The following is a 17,114-nucleotide window of genomic DNA, read 5'->3' as shown; positions in this document are numbered from 1 at the left end:
TCCACATCGAAACACATTTTTCAATTAAATCAATTATTAAAACACTAATAGCAAACAATATAAAAGTTTACTAAATAATAAAATTTTCAAAAAAAACTTAAATATGGAAAAATAATCAGCCTTTATGACTTCTTATATTCAAATTAAAAAAGTGAAACACATAAAAACTTTAAAAACGCTATCAGCAATTTCACCTGTAAAAAATTTAGATTTTTAATAACAAAAACCAACTCTAGAAACTAAAACAATTCCTTATTTTTGCATCTTCCATTTTTTTAAAATCTTATATGAAATTACTATATACCTACATTATCAGACACAAAATGCTCTTGTTTTTTGCGTTGATAATGGCTACTATCAACATTTGTTTCAGTTTGTCAGACTCAGTAATCACAGGAAAATTAATGCAGGACTGTGGTGTTGGAATCTCAAAATACAAAGGAAACGAAATTGGATTTATAAAATCTTTAGCTTTCTGGCTTGGCCTTTCTCTTGGCGCTGCTATGATTTCGAGAATTACCAAAAACTTTCAGGATTATTTTACCAATGTGGTTATTCAGCGTACCGGCGCTCAAATGTATACTGACGGAATCAAGAAATCTCTGGATCTTCCTTATGCAGAATTTGAAGATCAGCGAAGCGGTGAAACTTTAAGCAAACTGACAAAAGTTAGAATCGATTCAGAAAAACTGATTACACTTTCCATTTCGTTAATTTTCCAGACTATTATCGGTTTTATATTCGTAATTGTTTATGTTGCTCGAATCGATTTCAGGATTTCGATTATCTTCTTAATTACAGCGCCAATTATTGCTTTGGTTAGTTTGTATTTGGGAAAAAAGATTAAAATCGTTTCTCGAAAAATTGTGAATCAGACTAATGCATTGGCTGGTTCTACTACCGAAAGTTTACGAAATATTGAGTTAGTAAAAAGTCTTGGTTTAACATATCAAGAAGAAAAACGTTTAAACTTAAATACGTTTAAAATTCTTCAATTAGAATTACAGAAAATCCGTTTTATAAGAAGTTTAAGTTTTATTCAGGGAACAACGGTTCATTTCTTGAGAACTTGCGTTGTTTTTGCCTTATATTACTTCTTGTTTGGAGGAAAAATTATCGTTGGTGATTTATTGACAATGGTATTTTTTACGTTCTTTATTTTTGGTCCATTACAAGAATTAGGAAACTTTATTATTGCTTTGAACGAAACAAAAGTTTCTATGGAGAATTTCAAAAACTTATTGAATGCTCCTAAAGAATTCCGTCCTAAAACTCCAAAACATGTTGGAGCAATCCAGAAATTGCTATTTTCTAATGTGAGTTTTCAACATAAAACAGCTAAATTCAAAGCAGTCGAAAATATCAATTTCGAAATCAAACAAGGACAAACCGTCGCTTTTGTTGGTCCGTCTGGATCTGGAAAAACAACTTTAGTAAAATTATTAGTTGGATTGTATACTCCAGAAGAAGGAGAAATTCTTTACAATGATATCGATTCAACCGAAATTGATTTGCTAGATTTAAGAAAACAGCTCGGTTTTGTGACTCAAGATGCACAATTATTCTCAGGAACAATTCGCGAAAACTTATTATTCGTCAAACCAAATGCAACCGACGAAGAACTTTATGATGCTTTAAAACGCGCAAGCTGCGACAAACTCCTTAAACGTGCTGAAGACGGTTTAAATACCACAATCGGCGAAGGCGGAATCAAAGTTTCTGGCGGAGAAAAACAGCGTTTATCTATCGCAAGAGCTATTCTTAGAAATCCGAATTTATTGATTTTTGATGAAGCGACTTCTGCTTTGGATTCTATTACAGAAGAAGAAATTAATGACACTATTCGAAATATCTCAGACAAAAATAGAATTACAGTTTTAATTGCTCACCGTTTATCAACCGTAATGCATGCTGATAGAATTTTTGTCCTAGAACAAGGTAAAATCATTGAACAAGGCAAACATGAAGATTTGATTGTCGAAAAAGGATTGTATTACGCTATGTGGCGCCAGCAGATTGGGGAGCGAAAATAGTTTTTTTTAGCCACTAAGGCTCTAAGATTCTAAGATTTTAAGTTTTTTAAACAATCTATACACGTACTATTTGTCATTTCGACGAAGGAGAAATCTCCGTAAGTAACTCCGCAACGAAAATCCAATCTTTGTCGAGCTTCTCGTGGAGATTTCTCCTTCGTCGAAATGACATAAAAAGAGAAATACCATAAAATACAAAAGCCGAGAGATTTTACAATCTCTCGGCTTTTTTGAATATTATAAAAAAACCTTAGAATCTTTATTTCACAAAATCCACTGCTTTATCCAAAGCCTCAGCAATTCCATCAACATTTTTACCTCCTGCGGTTGCGAAGAAAGGCTGTCCTCCTCCTCCACCTTGGATATATTTACCTAATTCACGAACAACTTGTCCAGCGTTTAGGTTTTTCTCAGCTACAATTTCTTTTGAAATATAACAAGTCAACATTGGTTTTCCTTCATGAGCGGTTGCGAAAACTACAAATAAGTTATTGTAAGAACCACCTAATTCGTAAGCTAAATCTTTTGCGCCTTCTGGGTTTAAATCTACTTGTTTTGCCAAGAATTGAACTCCATTGATTTCTTGCAATTCTTTAGCCAAATCAGCTTTCATGTTTTTAGCTTTATCTTTTAATAAAGCTTCTAATTGTTTTTTCAATTGGGCATTTTCATCCTGTAGTGCCAAGATTGATTTAACCGGATCTTGAGCATTTTTAAGAGCTTCTTTAATTTCAGCTAAAGAAACAGCTTGAGATTCAAAATATTCTTTTGCTGCTTCACTTGTAATGGCTTCAATTCTTCTGATTCCAGCCGCTACAGCTCCTTCAGAAATAATTTTAAAATGCCAGATATCTGATGTATTGGCAACGTGAGTTCCTCCGCATAATTCGACAGAATCTCCAAATTTAATGGTACGAACTAAATCACCATATTTCTCTCCAAATAAAGCAATTGCTCCTTCTTCTAAAGCCTGTTCTTTCGGAATAGCTCTTTTTTCAATTAATGGTAAACTTTCTCGAATCCTAGCATTTACGAAGTTTTCTACTTCTACTAATTCTTCATCACTTACTTTAGCGAAATGAGAAAAGTCAAAACGCAATGAAGCATTTCTTACCATCGAACCTTTTTGCTCAATATGAGTTCCTAAAATCTTACGTAACGCTTGGTGCAACAAGTGTGTAGCTGAGTGGTTTGACGAAGTTTTTGCTCTCTGATTTGCATCAACAACCGCGTTAAAAGTTCCCGTAAGGTTTTCTGGTAACGATTTTGCTAAATGTATCGTTTGGTTATTTTCTTTCTTTGTGTCTATGATGTAAACAATATCACCATTTTGAGCTTCCAAATATCCTTTATCTCCCGTTTGTCCTCCGCTTTCTCCATAAAATGGCGTTGCGTTGAAAACCAATTGGAAAATCTCCCCGTCTTTTGCACTTTCTACTCTACGGTATTTAGTGATTTTAACCTGTTGGGATAATCTGTCGTAACCAACAAATTCCTGAATATCATCTTCTACAATTACATTCCAGTCTCCTGCCGTAACTTTCGATGCCGCACGAGATCTCTCTTTTTGTAATTGCAATTGTTCTTGGAACCCTTCTTCGTCTAATTTCAATCCTCTTTCAGAAAGAATCAAAGCTGTTAAATCGATTGGGAATCCGTAAGTATCATACAATTCAAATGCCTTTTTACCATCAACAGTATCTGTATTGTTATTTGAAATTACAGCATCTAAAAGAACTAATCCTTGATCTAATGTTTTCAAGAATGAATTCTCCTCTTCACGAATTACATTCGAACAAAGTGCTTTCTGTGTTCTGATTTCTGGGAAAGAATCTCCCATTTGCTCGCTTAAAGTCTCAACCAATTTAAAAATAAACGGCTCTTTTGTTCCTAAGAAAGTAAATCCGTAACGAATTGCACGACGTAGAATTCTACGAATAACATATCCTGCTCCCGTGTTAGAAGGCAACTGACCGTCAGCAATAGCAAAAGCTACCGCACGAACGTGATCTGCCACTACACGAATCGCAATATTCATTTTATTTTGCTCTTCACTAATGCCGGTTACATCATTAGTTGTATATTTTGCTCCAGTAATCGTTTCAATTTCTCTTATTAAAGGCATGAAAACATCAGTATCGTAGTTTGATGTTTTTCCTTGTAAAGCCATACACAAACGCTCAAATCCCATTCCGGTATCTACGTGTTGTGCCGGAAGTTTTTCTAATGAACCATCAGCTTTACGGTTGAATTCCATGAATACATTATTCCAGATTTCAACTACTTGCGGGTGATCATTATTCACTAGACTTTTTCCAGAAACCAAAGCTTTTTCTTCTTCAGAACGTAAATCAACGTGAATTTCAGAACAAGGTCCGCATGGTCCTTGATCTCCCATTTCCCAGAAATTATCTTTTTTGTTTCCAAGAATGATTCTGTCTTCGTCGATTAAAGTTTTCCAGATGTCCCAAGCTTCTTGATCAAACGGAACGTTATCTTCTTTACTTCCTTCAAAAACAGAAACATAAAGATTTTCTTTTGGAATTTTGTACACTTCTGTCAATAGTTCCCAAGCCCAATTGATCGCTTCTTTTTTGAAGTAATCGCCAAAAGACCAGTTTCCAAGCATTTCAAACATCGTGTGGTGGTACGTATCGATACCTACTTCTTCAAGGTCGTTATGTTTTCCTGAAACACGAAGACATTTTTGCGTATCGGCTATTCTTGGACTTTTTGGAGTTCCGTTTCCTAAGAAAAATTCTTTAAACTGGGCCATCCCCGAGTTATTGAACATTAGGGTTGGGTCGTCTTTAAGAACAATAGGAGCTGAAGGAACAATAGTATGCCCTTTACTCTCAAAAAAATCTAAAAATTGTTTACGTACGTCTTGTGATTTCATATTTAAATTAGAAAAATGTGTCTGTTTAATGTGTTAATTTGATAATTAGACGATTAGATAATCCATTCATTTGATGATACGTTAAGTTTTTTATAATGTGATTAAAAAACTTATAATTTAAACAATAAATTGCCTATTTTGCGCATTATCTAATGATAAAATAGCCCCAATATCTAATCATTAATCCTCGTAAAAAAAGTGTCGAAGAGCTGAAACATTTATCAGTTTTATTCGACTAACTTATTTTACAGGGAGCAAAAATAGCGTATTTTAAAATATGGCGAAAGTAAAATATTATTACGACCCAGAAAATCTGGCCTATACGAAAATAAAAACCAGAAAAAGAATTAAAATTGGTTACGCCTTACTGTTTTTATTAGCCTCGGCATTGTTTGGCTTTTTAGTTTTTGTCCTTTTAATTAATACGCCTTATTTTGAAACTCCAAAAGATCGTTTGCAGGCACGCGAAATTGAAAATTTAAAGCTTCAATATGCCATTTTGAATAAAAAACTGGATGAAATTGATGAAGCGGCAGATGCTTTAGAAGAACGTGACAATAATATTTATCGTGTTTATTTCAACAAAGCTGAAATTCCAGATTCGATTCGAAAAGCTGGTTTTAGAAGTTCTGACAAATACAAAGCTCTAGAAGGGTACAATAATTCTCAATTGGTTTTGAATGCCACAAAAAGAATTGACAAACTTTCGAAGCAATTGGCGATTCAGTCTAAATCTCTAGACGAAATTTTAAAATTAGCTGGAGCTAAAGAAAATTTATTGTTAGCGATTCCTGCCATTCAGCCAGTGCGAAATGAAAATTTAAAGCGCGTCGCGTCAGGTTTTGGATACCGCATTGACCCTTTTACGAAAGTGAGAAAAATGCATAACGGAATGGATTTCACCGCCAATACAGGAGCTCCAATTTACGCAACTGGAGATGGCGTGGTGCAAAGAGCTGACAACACGGCCTCTGGGTACGGAAATCATGTCGTAATCAGGCATGGTTTTGGATATGAAAGTTTGTACGCGCATTTAAGCAAATACAACTGCCGACCAGGACAAAAGGTAAAACGCGGAGATGTTATTGGATACGTGGGAAGCACAGGAAGATCTGAAGGTCCTCATTGTCATTATGAAGTGCATAAAGACGGAAAAGTGGTTAACCCGCTGAACTTCTATTATGGAAATATTTCGGCTGTAGAATATGTGGCAATTTCTCAAATGGCAAACCAAGAAAATCAATCATTAGATTAATAGTACAAAAAATAGTATTTTTGAAATAAAATAGAAAAAACGAACCATGCATATTGAACTTTCTAAAGACAAAAGATATTACAGTATTGGCGAAGTAGCCAAAGCTTTTAATGTCAATGCCTCTTTGATACGATTTTGGGACAGCGAATTTGACATTCTAAAACCTAAAAAAAATGCAAAGGGAAACAGGATGTTCACACCAGAAGACATTACCAACCTTCAGCTAATCTATCATTTAGTAAAAGAGAGAGGATTTACGCTTGAAGGCGCCAAAATACACTTAAAAGAGGGTCAGAAGAAAACGTTAGATAAATTCGAAATAATACGTAAATTAGAGTCGATAAAAACGCAACTGAACGAGATAAAAAACGAATTGTAATTAAAAATAGAAATAAACTTAAATCAAAACAAATATGAAAAAGTGGTTAATCCCTGTAGGAATTATTGTAGCACTTATTGCTATTATCGCATTTTGGTCGATTGGTATTAAAAATACTGCTTTGCAACACAGCCAAGCTGTAAATAAAGAATGGGGAAATGTTCAAACGGCTTACCAAAGACGTAATGATCTTATCGGGAATTTAGTAAACACTGTAAAAGGTGCTGCTGACTTTGAAAAAGGAACTTTAACAGCAGTTATTGAAGCGCGTGCAAAAGCTACATCTGTAACAATTGATCCAAGCAATGTAACTCCTGAACAATTAGCGGCATTTAATCAAGCTCAAAGTGGCGTTAGCTCTTCTTTATCAAGATTATTAGTTTCTGTTGAACAGTATCCAACTTTAAAAACTAATGAGAACTTCTTGAAACTACAAGATGAATTAGCAAGCACAGAAAACCAAATTTTAACGGCTAGAACTCGTTTCAATGAATCAGTACAAACGTATAACGGCTATGTTTTGAAAATTCCAAACAACTGGTTCTTGAGCGAATACAAAGAAAAACCATATTTTGAAGCTTCTACTGGAGCGGACAAACCTGTTGAAGTAAAATTCTAAAGATTATTATTTTTGATTAACGATTTCAGATTTAATCTGTAATCTAAAATCTACAATCTAAACTCTAAAATAATTTCCATGTCAAAAGTAGAAGATTTTTTAACCAAAGAAGAAGAGCAAGAAATTGTTGAAGCTATTCGTATGGCTGAGAGTAATACTTCTGGCGAAATTAGAGTACATATAGAAAAAACAACTTCTAAAGTCCATTTTGATAGGGCTTTAGAAGTTTTTCATGAATTGCGAATGGATGAAACTAAATTAAAAAATGGAGTATTGCTCTATTTTGCAGTTGAAGACAAAAACTTCGTGATTTGTGGAGACAAAGGAATTAATGATTTAGTTTCTAATGATTTTTGGGATTGTACCAAAGATATTATGGTGAATCATTTTAAAGCCGGCAATTTTAAACAAGGAATTGTTGACGGTATTTTGAATGCCGGAGAACAACTCAAAAAATACTTTCCATCTCAGGAAGGCGATATCAACGAATTATCTAACGAAATATCAAAAGGATAAATAATGAAAAATTCCCAAATTAAAATCTCAAATTCTAATAGAATTTTTCAGATTACTCTTTTGTTTATCGCATTTTTTATCAGCAATACTATTTTTGCGCAATTTGAGATTCCGCCAAAACCTAGTTTTCAGACTTCTGTTTACGATTATGCTAATATTTTAAGTTCTACTGAAAAAGCTCAGTTAGAGGAAAAACTGATTCGCTACTCCGACTCGACTACAACTCAAATCGTAGTTATTACCATTGAAAGTTTAAAAGGAGAAGATGTAAGCCAATTAGCAACAAAATGGGGTCAAACTTGGGGAATTGGAGGAACCAAGGAAGATGACAATGGAGTTGTTATTCTTTTGGCAAAAAACGAAAAAAAGATTGCGATTAATCCTGGTTACGGATTAGAAGACCGTTTAACGGCTGGAATTGGAGGAACAATCATCAGAAATATTATTATACCAGAGTTTAAAGCAGGAAGCTTCTACAATGGTCTTGATAAAGGAACTGATGCTATTATTGATGTTTTTAAAGGAAAATTTAAAGGCGAACGTAAACAAACAAAAAAAGGACAAGACTTTCCTATTCTGCCTTTTATTGTAATTGTCGTAATTGTTTTAATTTTACTCTCTCGAAATAAAAGAGGCGGAGGAGGAAATTCTGGCAACAATGGCGGTGGAGGTCCTAGCCTACTCGACGTTATTATTCTAAGTAATCTTGGAAGAAGCGGCGGAGGCGGATTTGGAGGCTTCGGTGGTGGCTCATCTGGCGGAGGCGGTGGCTTCGGCGGCGGATTTGGCGGTGGAGGTTTCTCTGGCGGTGGATCAAGCGGAGGCTGGTAAATTCTTTTGTTTAAAGTTTTATTTGTTTCACGTTTCAAGTTTAGGTTTCAATATTAAAAAATCATACATTTACATTTTACAATTTATTAATAGATGTTATCACATAAAGCAAAATACGCCCTTAAGGCCTTACTTTATTTAGCAGAACAAGACGAAAATCACATTTCCAGAACTGTGGAAATAGCTGAAGGAGCTAATATTCCCAAAAAGTTTTTAGAACAGATTTTATTAGATCTAAAACGCGGTCGTTTTGTGAGCAGTAAGCAGGGAAAATTTGGAGGTTATTATCTGATAAAATCTAAAAATGACATCACTTTGGCAGAAATTCACCGATTATTTGACGGTGCAATTGCACTTTTGCCATGCGCTTCTCTTAATTTTTACGAGCCTTGTTCTGATTGCAAAACCGAGTCTGAATGCAGTCTGCGTCACGGTTTGATGCTTATTAGAGACAAAACTTTGAAAGCCATGGAAGGCATCACAATCGCTTCACTTGTAAAAAAATAAAAAAATATTTTCTAAAGTCTAGTAAATCGATAGAATTAATTATATATTTGCCAAAAATAATTAACTAATCATTTACAAAATTTTAACTCATGAAAGTACATTCTAGTAAATCAGGTGGACAAAATCTTTTGCAAAAAAAACATAATTATAATTTCACAACTGTGAATACTGTTTCATCTATGATGTGTATGTGTTGGTAAAAAAAATTTAATATTAAATTCTACTAATCACATATACTTAATATAAAAATGAAAACATCTTTACAAAACATATTTACAATACTTGCAGTTTTAACGTTCTCAATCTCTTTTGCCCAAAAAATTGAAGGGGTTGTCACTACTGATCAAAATATCCCTTTAGAAGCAGCCAATGTGGTAATTAAAGGAACAACTTTTAGCACGATTACAGATTCTGAAGGACGATTTTCAATCGAATCTCAAGGAAAATTACCTCTTACACTTCTAGTTCAATATATTGGCTACAATACTGCCGAACTTGAAATTACAGCTATACCAGCTTCTCCATTATTAATCACTTTACGTGAAGAAAACAAACTTGTTGAGGTTGTCGTTTCTTCAAGAAGAAGAATAGAAAAGGTTCAAGATGTGCCAATTGCCGTTTCTGTTGTTACAGGAAAACAAGCCGAAGCAGCTGGAGCTTTTAACGTTAACCGTATTAAAGAATTGGTTCCTTCTGTACAATTGTATTCTTCAAACCCTCGAAATACTGGAATCAACATCAGAAGTTTAGGTTCACCATTCGGGCTTACCAATGATGGTATCGATCCTGGAGTTGGTTTCTACGTAGACGGTGTTTATTACGCTCGTCCAGCAGCAACTACTTTAGATTTTATCGATGTAGAGCAAATCGAAGTATTGCGCGGGCCACAAGGTTCTTTATTTGGAAAAAATACTACTTCAGGAGCTTTTAATATCACTTCTCGCAAACCAAGTTTTACACCAGGAGCAGATTTCGAAATTAGTTATGGAAATTATGCTTTTTTACAAGCTAAAGCTTCTATAACAGGAGCATTAGGAAAAAAAGTTGCTGGTCGTTTATCTTTTTCAGGAACTCAGCGTGATGGTCTAATTGACAACGTTGTTACAGGAAGACCAACAAACACTTTAAACAATCAAGGTTTTAGAGGACAATTATTATGGACTCCGACAGAAAACACAAACGTTACTTTTGCAGGAGATCTTACAACACAGCGTCCTGACGGATATGCTCAGGTTGTTGCTGGTGTTGCTCCTACTCAAAGAGCTGCATACCGTCAGTTTGATGCTATTATTAAAGATTTAAACTATCAGCTGCCAAGTTTAAATGCTTTTGACCGTAAGATTGATCATGACACTCCTTGGCGTTCTGGACAAGATTTAGGAGGGATTTCGTTAAACATTGACACTAAAATTGGTGGCGGTACGCTTACTTCTACAACTGCTTGGCGTTTTTGGAACTGGGATCCATCTAATGACAGAGATTTCACAGGATTACAAGTTTTAGCTAAATCTCAGAATCCAACAAGACAAACTCAGGTTACACAAGAAGTTCGTTATGCTGGACAATTAACTTCAAAAATTAGTGGTGTTGCAGGAGTATTCTTTATTGATCAGACTTCTCAAACAAATGGTACAGAAGAATCTGGAAATGCACAATGGAGATTCTCTCAAAGCTCAACTAGTCCACTATGGAAAACTCCAGGTCTTTTTGAAGGATACGGAATTCATACTGATGCAAGAATTAGAGCTTCTAGTGCTGCCGTATTTGGTCAGATTGATTGGGCACTTACAGAACGTTTCCATGTTTTACCAGGTTTAAGATATAACTTTGATAAAAAAGACGCTCATTATTCTCGTAAAACTTATGGAGGTCTTCAAACTACAGATCCAGCCCTATTGGCTTTGAAAAAATCAGTTTACTCTGATCAGGCATTTGATTCAGATACAGACAATACAGACTTTTCTGGAAACATCACGCTTACTTATAAAGCATCAGACAAAATCAATATTTATGCAACAGCTGCTAAAAGTTACAAACCTGTTGGAGTTAACGTAGCAGGGCTTCCATCAAACTCTGCGGGACAACCAATGACTGAACTTGCGGTGATTAAACCTGAGAAAGTATATCATTATGAAGTTGGCGTAAAAACTTCTCCATTCAAAAATTCAATCTTCAACTTAACGTTCTTTAATACTGATATCAAAGATTTCCAAACCAACGTTCAAGCAGCTGAGTTAGGAGTAAATCGCGGTTATCTTGCTAACGCAGATAAAGTACGTGTAAGAGGAGCAGAATTGGACGCAAGTTTTGTTATCAGCTCGCACTTAACGATCAATGGTGCTGCAACTTATACTGATGGTAAATATGTTAAATTTACAAATGCGCCACTTCCGTTAGAAGAAACAGGACTTGTTGTTAATGGGGTTCAAGTATCTTACAAAGATGTTTCTGGAACAGAATTGCCAGGTGCTTCAAGATGGGCAGGTTCACTTGGAGGTGAGCTTTCTGATAATGCAAGATTCTTTGGTAATGCTGGAAAAATTTTCTTTGCTGCTGACGGATACGCTCGTTCTGAATTTTCTTCAAGCCCTTCGGCTTCAAAATATTTAGTTGTAAAAGGTTACGCAATCTTTAATGCTCGTTTAGGCTTCCGTGCTTCGCAAGGTTTATCTATTCAGATTTGGGGAAGAAACCTTTTCAACAAAGATTACTATGAGCAATTATTGCCTGCAAGTGGTAACACAGGGCAATATGCTGGAGTTCTTGGTGATCAAAGAACTTACGGAGTTACATTTAAGTATTCGCTGTAAGGTGGTTAGTTAGTTTTAGTATTAAAAAGGGATGCATTTTAAAATGTGTCCCTTTTTTTATTTCACAAAAAAACCTTCAAAACAAATTTTAAAATAGAAAGAAATAAGATCATTTGTATAAATTCGCAGCCTGAATTTATCTTTCTTGAGCAGATCTTTTAAATTACTTTTCACCATACTCTTTGTTTGCCAGACGGTTACAGGGCAAAACCAAAGAAATATCGACCATCAGACTTTGACCTGGATTCGATACTACAATATTTTTCCATTATCTGAAAAGTGGGCTATTCATTCTGAATTTGACAATCGAAGCTTTGTAAACCCTGTTCATGAAAATCTTTTTGTTATAAGATCTCAAGCTCGTTACAGGGCAACTAAAATGATAGATTTGGGTGCTGGATTTGCTTTTTTTAGTGTGAATACTCAAAATCCAAACATCGATCCAGATTATTCTGTTCCTGAATACCGCGCTCAGCAAGATGTAACATTGATTAATGATATTGCTAAAATTACCTTTCATAACCGCTTTCAATTGGAAGAACGCTTCATTCAAAAAACAGACAAAAACGGACTTTTGGATGAATTTTCATTTGCATATAGATTTAGATACCGGTTGCAATCTATGTTTACAATCTGGGAAAAAGAAGAGAGAAGCATAAAAGGCACTATTTCTGACGAAGTTTTATTTAATTTCGGAAAAGATAATCGCAGAAATACATTCGATCAAAATCGTTTCTACGTTGCTTTGCGTTATCATTTCAATCCAAATCTTGGTTTAGAATTGGGTTACATAAAAAACTTTCAAAGACGCGCTAGCGGCGTAGATTTCTATGATCGTGATATTATTCGATTTACGATTTATCATAGGATTAATCGGAAATTTTAGATTTTAGATTTTAGATTTTCTAATAAAAAAACCGAAAATCAAAAATTTGATTTTCGGTTTTTTTTAATCTTTGTCCCTTTGAACCTCTGCTCCTTTGAACCTTTGTTCCTCAGAACCTTTGCACCTTAAAAACTAAGATCCTCTCTGTCTCCTTCCTCCTTTTTTGCTTTCAGCAAAATTTCCAATTTTATAAGCTAAAGAAAACATCACATATCGTTTTAAAACTGTATTCTCTTCATCTCGAATAGAAGTTGGCGAAATGGTTCTTGTTGCACTTTGGTTTTGATTTAAAACATCATATACTTTCACTTTAGCATAAAGTTTTTTATCTAAAAATCCGTAAGACAAACTTGTATTCCAAAGGAAGAAATCCTTTTTAAAATCGTCTGAAATATTCGAATTATAAGTATATCCAAAGTCATTTCCGAAAATTAAATTAGCTGGCCAATATGAAGTTGTCTGCATATTAATTCTGTGAATTACGTTTGAAGTCGCGTCTCTTGAAAAATTTTCATATCGCGTTTCGTTGTATGATAAACTGTAAGATGGCGCAATAGAAAGCACTTCGCCATAATCATAAGAAGCGTAAACACTTGGCGTAACTACAACGGATTTTGCATAATATAAAACCGCATTAGTGAATCCTTTATCAAAATTATAGTTACCGCTTAAACGCAACCCGTATCTTAAAGTGTGTGCATCTTTTTTAATCTGCTGATTCCAGTTTCCTCCAACCGAAGCCGAGTAAGTTCCTGAAATATTTACGTAAGTTGTATTTCTTTTTCCGCTATCATCATAAATCGAAGTAGAAACAATATCATTGTTATAATAATCTCCTTTAAGAAACAAACTATAGCCTGAGCGCGTTCTAAAATCAAAATTCTTAAAATCGATACCCGCAGTACTTTTTTCAATCGGATTAAGATTTGGGTTTCCGATTACGCTGTTTAACGGATTATTTAAATCTGCAACTGGCATTAATTGTGTTGCCGACGGAAGCGCATTAGAGTAATCGTATTTGAAAGTTAAGTTTTTAGAACGGTTAAATTTGTATCGAAGCTGGGCTGTTCCGTACGGAAGCATATATCTTTTATTCAGATCTGTAGCCTGATTTAAATAAAAGGAATGATTATCAAACTCTACAATTGATGTTCTCGAATTTACATTCAGCGTAAATTTACTTTTCTGCCAAGTAATCCCCACTTTTGGCGTAATCGAATTTTGTTTTGATGTGGTATAATTGGTCAGTGATAAGTTTAAATCTGAATATTCTTGCGACGCATCATCAAAATTAAATGTCTTTTGATCGTTCATAGAACTCTGCCAATCAAAATCGGTTCCAAAACGCAATCTCAGCGAATCTGTCACAGGCTCTGTGTATTCTAAGTCAAGCGAATACGCATCGCTTTTTGATGTATTTTTTGCATTCTGATTTCTTTCATCATTTGGTTTATTATCTTGATAAAAAATAGTCTCAGAAATATTGATTCCGTTCGAATCATTTTTAGTGTTATTGTTATTAAAAACCACACTTAAATTTCGCGATTGTTTCTTAAAAGTTTTATTGAAATTAATGCTGTTTGCAAAACTTGTATTAGAACTTTCTGAATGAGATGTCGCGGTACTTTCGTTCAACGCATCGCCATTTTCATTTTCAGAAAAAGTCGAAGAAGAGGAATTGCTGTTTGATTCAGATAAATTCAATTTAGGAGCAAAAACAATCTGCATAGTTGGATTGATTTTGTATTCTAACTCGAAATTGACTTTGTTTCCTGTATTTTCATTTCTGGTTTTAGAATCTGCTTCGGTTAAAATATTCCCTGTTGGCAACAGACTAAGCTGATTCGATTTGCTATCATTTTTAGTCACGGCATTTGTAAAATTATAACTGCTCATAAACTCCAAATCTTTGGTCCAATCATCAGAATAATTAATTCCGGCTAAAGTAGATTGCGTAATTCCTTTTCCTCCACTACTAGCGCCTTGACTTCCGCCTTTAGCATTTCGTCCGCCTCCCATATTATCAAAAACCTCATCCATAGAGAATCCGGTTGAGTTGATATTGTTTGAAGAAGCCAATACGCTTATTTTTTGTTTATTTTTGAAAAAGTTCATCATTAAACTGCTTTCATAGCGTTCGTCTGAACCATATCCTCCAAGCACTTTACCGAAATAGCCTTTATTTTTCTTTTCGTCAATGGTAATGTTTATACTCGAATAATCTGAAGTCGATTCTTGTTTGGCCAGTTCTTCTTTTTTGGTTTTAAAATCAGAAACCTGAACTTTTTTAATAATATCAGCCGGAAGGTTTTTAATGGCAATAGCGCCATCTTTATCAAAAAATGCTTTTCCGTTGACTAAAACCTGATTGACTTCTCGCCCATTTACCGTAATTTTTCCGGTATTATCAACATCAAATCCTGGCAACTGTTTCAGTAATGTTTCCACATTTGCATCAGGACGCACTTTATAAGAGCCTGCATTAAATTCTAAAGTGTCTTTTTTAATGGTAATTGGCGGTGCTTCGCTTTTAATTACCACCTCATTTAAAACATTGGCGTTTTCAAGCATATACAGTTTTCCGAAATCTTTACTTTCTGTAAGCCCTTTTTGCTCTTCAAAATAGGCTTGGTATCCTGTATAATTTACTTTTAAGAAAACTGGCTTATCAAACTTTTTAGTATTGATAATAAAATTTCCGTTTTTATCGGTTGTAGCATATTCAATAATGGTTGAATCTTTTACTGCTGTGAAGTAAACCGTGGCGAGTTCAAGCGGAAGCTGCGAGTTAATATCGACTACGGTCCCTTTAATAACGATATTATTTTGGGCGTTTGCCGAATAAACAAAAGCTAAAAACAATAGAAATGAATAAATTCTGGTCATAAAATTAGGTTAGTTAGATCGGTAAGACTAAAAAAAACAGAAAAGGTTTAATTGTGTTTTTTACATTTAACCAAATATGATGCCAATACAAAAACCGATCTTTTAATAATCAAGACACCAAACATAAAAAAATCCCCTATTCAAGGGGATTTTTTTTTTATTTTTCTCTGATGTAAATATCGATCGGAACTCCTGCAAAATCCCATTTCTCACGAATTTTATTTTCCAAGTATCGTTTATAAGGTTCTTTAACGTATTGCGGTAAATTGGCAAAAAACACAAATTGCGGCGTTTGAGTTGGCAACTGCATGCAATATTTAATTTTTACATACTTCCCTTTCATTGCTGGTGGCGGATAAGATTCAATCACCTTCAGCATGTATTCGTTGAATTTTGAAGTCGGAATTCTCTGTTTTCTGTTTTCGTAAACTTGAACAGTTGCTTCAAGCGCTTTCAATAAACGTTGTTTGGTTAAAGCCGAAACGAATAAGATTGGCACATCTGTAAATGGCATCAATTCTTTTTTGATTTTCTCTTCGTAATCACGAGTTGACATGGTATCTTTTTCGACCAAATCCCATTTGTTTACCAAGATTACAACGCCTTTACGGTTTTTCTCCGCCAACCAAAAAATACTTTGGTCCTGACCTTCAAATCCGCGAGTTGCGTCGATTACTAGAATACAAATATCCGCATGCTCAATCGCACGTACAGAACGCATTACAGAGTAAAATTCTAAATCTTCTTTTACTTTTGCTTTACGGCGAATTCCTGCGGTATCCACCAAATTAAATTCGAAACCAAAACGGTCAAATTTAGTATCAATAGCGTCACGAGTTGTTCCAGCAATATCGGTCACAATATAACGGTCTTTACCAATCAAAGCATTGATAAAACTAGATTTCCCAGCATTCGGACGACCTACAACTGCAAAACGAGGCAATTCAACTTCTGGTGTAACTGGCTCTGGTTTTTCTGGGAAAGCTTCAATTAAGGCATCCAATAAATCTCCTGTACCACTTCCAGAAATACTTGCAAAAGTATAATAGTCACCTAAACCAAGGTTATAAAACTCTACAGCGTCTTTTTCACGCATCGCATTATCTACCTTATTTACAGCCAATAAAACTGGTTTTGTAACTTTACGAAGCAATTTTGCAACGGTTTCATCCATTGGCGTAATCCCTTCTTCAACATCAACCACAAAAATGATAACATCTGCTTCGTCGATAGCAAGCTCCACCTGTTTACGGATTTCACCTTCGAAAATATCATCAGATCCTCGAACATATCCACCTGTATCAATGACAGAAAACTCTTTTCCGTTCCACTCGCTTTTACCATAGTTTCTATCACGGGTAACCCCAGATACTGAATCTACAATAGCTTCTCTTCTTTGTATCAGCCTATTAAAAAGGGTCGATTTCCCTACATTAGGTCTTCCTACTATCGCAACAATGTTATTACTCATTTTATTGAATTTTAGATTTTAG

The 17,114-nt window shown here is 34.7% G+C and carries 12 protein-coding genes; 9 read left to right on the top strand and 3 right to left on the bottom strand.

Annotation, left to right across the window (positions count from 1 at the left end; all coding sequences use genetic code 11):
* Positions 1-287 precede the first annotated feature (287 nt).
* Positions 288-2,033: an ABC transporter ATP-binding protein gene (locus BLP44_RS21280; RefSeq protein WP_008467001.1), complete on the top strand. Its 1,746-nt coding sequence runs from the start codon at positions 288-290 to the stop codon at positions 2,031-2,033.
* Between the two features lie 259 nt (positions 2,034-2,292).
* Here BLP44_RS21280 and alaS read toward each other — a convergent pair whose 3' ends face one another.
* Entirely contained in the window at positions 2,293-4,932 is a 2,640-nt protein-coding gene (gene alaS, locus BLP44_RS21275; RefSeq protein ID WP_066032622.1) for an alanine--tRNA ligase, read from the bottom strand.
* A 277-nt stretch (positions 4,933-5,209) separates the two neighbouring features.
* Here alaS and BLP44_RS21270 point away from each other — a divergent pair, with 277 nt between their 5' ends.
* From BLP44_RS21270 to BLP44_RS21235, 8 genes are all read left to right on the top strand, one after another.
* Positions 5,210-6,187, top strand: a complete 978-nt coding sequence (locus BLP44_RS21270; RefSeq protein ID WP_091136025.1) for a M23 family metallopeptidase — start codon at positions 5,210-5,212, stop codon at positions 6,185-6,187.
* Between the two features lie 46 nt (positions 6,188-6,233).
* Positions 6,234-6,566: a MerR family transcriptional regulator gene (locus BLP44_RS21265; protein ID WP_008467004.1), complete on the top strand. Its 333-nt coding sequence runs from the start codon at positions 6,234-6,236 to the stop codon at positions 6,564-6,566.
* Between the two features lie 34 nt (positions 6,567-6,600).
* Complete coding sequence (locus BLP44_RS21260) at positions 6,601-7,185, top strand: LemA family protein (RefSeq protein ID WP_008467005.1); 585 nt, start codon at positions 6,601-6,603, stop codon at positions 7,183-7,185.
* Positions 7,186-7,263: 78 nt separating this feature from the next.
* Entirely contained in the window at positions 7,264-7,701 is a 438-nt protein-coding gene (locus BLP44_RS21255) for a TPM domain-containing protein (RefSeq protein WP_008467007.1), read from the top strand.
* Positions 7,702-7,704: 3 nt separating this feature from the next.
* Positions 7,705-8,532 carry a TPM domain-containing protein gene (locus tag BLP44_RS21250; protein WP_091136022.1) on the top strand — a complete coding sequence of 276 codons (828 nt, stop codon included), beginning with the start codon at positions 7,705-7,707 and terminating at the stop codon, positions 8,530-8,532.
* Positions 8,533-8,625: 93 nt separating this feature from the next.
* Complete coding sequence (locus BLP44_RS21245) at positions 8,626-9,039, top strand: RrF2 family transcriptional regulator (protein WP_008467009.1); 414 nt, start codon at positions 8,626-8,628, stop codon at positions 9,037-9,039.
* Between the two features lie 248 nt (positions 9,040-9,287).
* Positions 9,288-11,849 carry a TonB-dependent receptor gene (locus tag BLP44_RS21240; protein WP_091136019.1) on the top strand — a complete coding sequence of 854 codons (2,562 nt, stop codon included), beginning with the start codon at positions 9,288-9,290 and terminating at the stop codon, positions 11,847-11,849.
* 145 nt (positions 11,850-11,994) lie between these two features.
* Complete coding sequence (locus BLP44_RS21235; protein WP_244511832.1) at positions 11,995-12,735, top strand: DUF2490 domain-containing protein; 741 nt, start codon at positions 11,995-11,997, stop codon at positions 12,733-12,735.
* 132 nt (positions 12,736-12,867) lie between these two features.
* On the opposite strand, the gene BLP44_RS21230 is transcribed toward BLP44_RS21235, so the two are convergent.
* Positions 12,868-15,621, bottom strand: coding sequence for an outer membrane beta-barrel protein (locus BLP44_RS21230; RefSeq protein ID WP_066032628.1), 2,754 nt, complete (start codon positions 15,619-15,621; stop codon positions 12,868-12,870).
* Between the two features lie 157 nt (positions 15,622-15,778).
* Complete coding sequence (der, locus tag BLP44_RS21225; RefSeq protein ID WP_008467015.1) at positions 15,779-17,092, bottom strand: ribosome biogenesis GTPase Der; 1,314 nt, start codon at positions 17,090-17,092, stop codon at positions 15,779-15,781.
* Positions 17,093-17,114 lie beyond the last annotated feature (22 nt).

It is taken from the genome of Flavobacterium anhuiense, from assembly GCF_900101855.1.
Taxonomy (GTDB): Bacteria; Bacteroidota; Bacteroidia; order Flavobacteriales; family Flavobacteriaceae; genus Flavobacterium; species Flavobacterium anhuiense.
Note: the sequence above shows the minus strand (reverse complement) of the source record. Positions and strands in the feature narration are given on the sequence as shown.

What these genes read in the sequence shown, in the direction of transcription:
- BLP44_RS21280 (WP_008467001.1), top strand. Translation starts at nt 288, where the DNA reads ATGAAATTACTATATACCTACATTATCAGACACAAAATGCTCTTGTTT.
- alaS (WP_066032622.1), bottom strand. Translation starts at nt 4,932, where the DNA reads ATGAAATCACAAGACGTACGTAAACAATTTTTAGATTTTTTTGAGAGT.
- BLP44_RS21270 (WP_091136025.1), top strand. Translation starts at nt 5,210, where the DNA reads ATGGCGAAAGTAAAATATTATTACGACCCAGAAAATCTGGCCTATACG.
- BLP44_RS21265 (WP_008467004.1), top strand. Translation starts at nt 6,234, where the DNA reads ATGCATATTGAACTTTCTAAAGACAAAAGATATTACAGTATTGGCGAA.
- BLP44_RS21260 (WP_008467005.1), top strand. Translation starts at nt 6,601, where the DNA reads ATGAAAAAGTGGTTAATCCCTGTAGGAATTATTGTAGCACTTATTGCT.
- BLP44_RS21255 (WP_008467007.1), top strand. Translation starts at nt 7,264, where the DNA reads ATGTCAAAAGTAGAAGATTTTTTAACCAAAGAAGAAGAGCAAGAAATT.
- BLP44_RS21250 (WP_091136022.1), top strand. Translation starts at nt 7,705, where the DNA reads ATGAAAAATTCCCAAATTAAAATCTCAAATTCTAATAGAATTTTTCAG.
- BLP44_RS21245 (WP_008467009.1), top strand. Translation starts at nt 8,626, where the DNA reads ATGTTATCACATAAAGCAAAATACGCCCTTAAGGCCTTACTTTATTTA.
- BLP44_RS21240 (WP_091136019.1), top strand. Translation starts at nt 9,288, where the DNA reads ATGAAAACATCTTTACAAAACATATTTACAATACTTGCAGTTTTAACG.
- BLP44_RS21230 (WP_066032628.1), bottom strand. Translation starts at nt 15,621, where the DNA reads ATGACCAGAATTTATTCATTTCTATTGTTTTTAGCTTTTGTTTATTCG.
- der (WP_008467015.1), bottom strand. Translation starts at nt 17,092, where the DNA reads ATGAGTAATAACATTGTTGCGATAGTAGGAAGACCTAATGTAGGGAAA.